Annotated in this window: 4 protein-coding genes; all 4 read right to left on the bottom strand. The window is 39.7% G+C overall.

Annotated elements, in window-relative coordinates; genetic code table 11:
• The coding region (locus ACFILT_RS03370) for an EexN family lipoprotein (protein WP_375679288.1) at positions 1 to 324 on the bottom strand (324 nt) is incomplete at its 3' end.
• Positions 324 to 635, bottom strand: a complete 312-nt coding sequence (locus ACFILT_RS03365; RefSeq protein WP_375679287.1) for an EexN family lipoprotein — start codon at positions 633 to 635, stop codon at positions 324 to 326. The genes ACFILT_RS03365 and ACFILT_RS03370, both read right to left, overlap by 1 nt.
• Positions 635 to 907 (bottom strand): EexN family lipoprotein, encoded by a 273-nt coding sequence (locus ACFILT_RS03360; RefSeq protein WP_375679579.1) that lies wholly within the window; start codon positions 905 to 907, stop codon positions 635 to 637. Before ACFILT_RS03360 ends, ACFILT_RS03365 begins: the two co-directional genes overlap by 1 nt.
• Before the next feature lie 24 nt (positions 908 to 931).
• Positions 932 to 1,702 carry a type IV secretion system protein gene (locus tag ACFILT_RS03355; RefSeq protein WP_375679289.1) on the bottom strand — a complete coding sequence of 257 codons (771 nt, stop codon included), beginning with the start codon at positions 1,700 to 1,702 and terminating at the stop codon, positions 932 to 934.
• Between the last annotated feature and the right edge of the window lie 13 nt (positions 1,703 to 1,715).

Here is a 1,715-nt window from a genome sequence, read left to right as displayed (position 1 = left end):
AGCTTTTCTTTTTTCAAAATCAATTTTCCATTTTTCATGTCTAGCTTCTATTTCGGCTTCATATCTTTCCATCGCTTTACGCATGTTTTCGTTGTGTTCCCTAATTCTCTCTTCAGCTTTTGCTTCATATTCTTTTTCAAGTTCTAAAAATGCTAACCGCATGTTTTCACAATTTTTTGAAGTTCCTGCGAATCCACATTTCGCATCCCACTCGAAGCGTAAATTTTTATCTTTTTTAAATTCTGCAACGCTATAGGTTTTTTCACATCCAGCTGTGATGAGCCCTGTGCAAAGTAGCAATGTTGTTATGAGAACTTTATTCATTATTTATTGTCCTGTTGTTGTTTAGCTTTAGCGCGCTCTTTTGTTTCTTGTTCCTCTCGTCTTTTATTTATTTTCTCTAGAGCTTTATTATAATTTTCATCAATTCTTTTACGTTCTTCAGTTTCAAGTTCCTTCGCTGCTTGTCGCACATTTTGACAATTTTTCGAATTATCAGAAGCTCCACACTTCCATTGAAACTCTCTTATTAAGCTTTCATTTTTTTTTAATTCTTCTACGCTGTAGGTTTTTTCACATCCAGCTGTGATGAGCCCTGTGCCAAGCAGCAATGTTGTTGTGAGAACTTTATTCATTATTTATTGTCCTGTTTCTTTTCAGATTCTTGTTTATCGTCATTTGTTGAGCCAGTTCTCCCCCATCCCCATGTTGGAAGACTCTCACGATAAGCTTGCTCTGCGTTTTTACAATTTTGCGAATCGAGATCCCCTGATGTCATACATTTCATTTTCCATTTTTCGTATAATTTGTGATCTTTCTTAAATTCTTCTACGCTGTAGGTTTTTTCACATCCAGCCGCGAGAAGCGTTGTGCAAAGTAGCAATGTTGTTATGATGATCTTGTTCATATTCAAGCCCCTCTTTTTTCTTGTTTATTGACCACCGAGTTTTTTGGCATAATCTGCATATCGCGCTGCAAATTCTTCGTAAGCTCGTTGTTCGGCAGCTTTGTATTCCGCTTGTTGAATCATCGCGGCGGCTTGCATTTGGAGAACTTGTGTTTGGAGTTTTGCTTGTATTGCTTCTAATTGTGCTTGAATGCCTTGAATTTTACCGGCATCTTCAGTACTTCCAAGTTCGTCAAGGAGCTTGGTAATGTTTTTTTGTGTTTCACTGGCTTCTTCGTAGACGTCTTGGCCTTTAGCTGCCTGTCCTACCGTGTCCTGTTCGGCTTTTTTTACTTCTTGTGCGTAAAAAGCATCCACTGCCTCTTTTGATCCAGCACCCCCTGAGGGCTCTTTGTATTTAAGTTCTTCTTGCCATTTTTGCGTGTTTTTGCTGCCGCCACCGCCACCGCCGCCACCGCCACTGCCCATTGATTGTTGAAAGTGGTTGAAATCTGAAGGGAGGGCGCCACTGCTCCCTTGCTTGTTAAACATCTCTTTCAATCCCGAAATGTCAGGCTTGACATTTAGGGAGTTATATAATTGTTTCGCTTGATCGAGTTGGCTCTTTAATTGCTCAAGCTGTTGTTTGCCTTGTTGAATTTGTTCTTGCAATTTGCCAAGCTGTTGTGTGCCTTGCTGGACTTGTTTCATTATTTGTCCAACAGCTGTGGGATCAAATACCACGATGGCAAAGGCATTTGTTTGAAAGCCAAATGAAGCTGCATAGACGGCTGTTGCCAATAAAAGTTTTTTCATTGTTTTGACCTTT

This window comes from Bartonella sp. AP7XZML (genome assembly GCF_042195745.1).
In the GTDB taxonomy this organism is placed as follows: Bacteria; Pseudomonadota; Alphaproteobacteria; order Rhizobiales; family Rhizobiaceae; genus Bartonella.
This window is presented reverse-complemented; position numbering and strand designations above follow the sequence as displayed.

Excerpts from the sequence above, each read along its gene's own strand:
- ACFILT_RS03365 (WP_375679287.1), bottom strand. The coding sequence starts at position 635 with ATGAATAAAGTTCTCACAACAACATTGCTGCTTGGCACAGGGCTCATC.
- ACFILT_RS03360 (WP_375679579.1), bottom strand. The coding sequence starts at position 907 with ATGAACAAGATCATCATAACAACATTGCTACTTTGCACAACGCTTCTC.
- ACFILT_RS03355 (WP_375679289.1), bottom strand. The coding sequence starts at position 1,702 with ATGAAAAAACTTTTATTGGCAACAGCCGTCTATGCAGCTTCATTTGGC.